1 protein-coding gene is annotated in these 529 nt (G+C 59.0%); it reads left to right on the top strand.

All coding sequences use genetic code 11. The annotated features are described in order from the left end of the window. The first annotated feature begins 6 nt into the window (after nt 1-6). Nucleotides 7-393: a type II toxin-antitoxin system VapC family toxin gene (locus NKJ93_RS33535; protein WP_352593656.1), complete on the top strand. Its 387-nt coding sequence runs from the start codon at nt 7-9 to the stop codon at nt 391-393. The last annotated feature ends 136 nt before the right edge of the window (nt 394-529 follow it).

Below are 529 nucleotides of genomic sequence, written 5' to 3'. Positions count from 1 at the left end.
TAACTGATGGTGATCGATACCTCAGCTGTTGTAGCGATCCTTCGGAGCGAGCCTGAGGCAGCAAGGCTGGAACGAGCGCTGGTCTTGGACCCAATCCGTCTGGTCCCGGCAACCTGCGTGCTCGAGGCACGCATGGTGCTGGTCAGCAGGCGCGGCGAACACGCATTGGCCGAGATCGATCTTTGGCTGCGCAAAATCGAGGCCGACATCATTCCTGTCGACTCCGAATTGGTTGACCTTGCGACCCAGGGTTGGCTGACCTACGGCAAAGGCCACCACCCGGCGGCTTTGAATTTTGCCGATTGCCTTTCCTATGCTTTGGCAAAGCGTGCAGATGAACCGCTGCTTTTCGTCGGCAACGACTTCTCCCAAACGGATATCGAAGCGGCATGAGCATGGCTGGCGACGCGCAACGATCATCGGCTGCTTCCGGCGAGGACGACATGCCCGACATCATCGATATCGTCATGCAGATGGGCGATGCCGACCTAGCCTCGTCCCCTCCCCTTCCAGCCATTGCCAATCCCAG

Source organism: Mesorhizobium sp. M0028 (assembly GCF_040323855.1).
In the GTDB taxonomy this organism is placed as follows: domain Bacteria; phylum Pseudomonadota; class Alphaproteobacteria; order Rhizobiales; family Rhizobiaceae; genus Mesorhizobium.
This window is presented reverse-complemented; position numbering and strand designations above follow the sequence as displayed.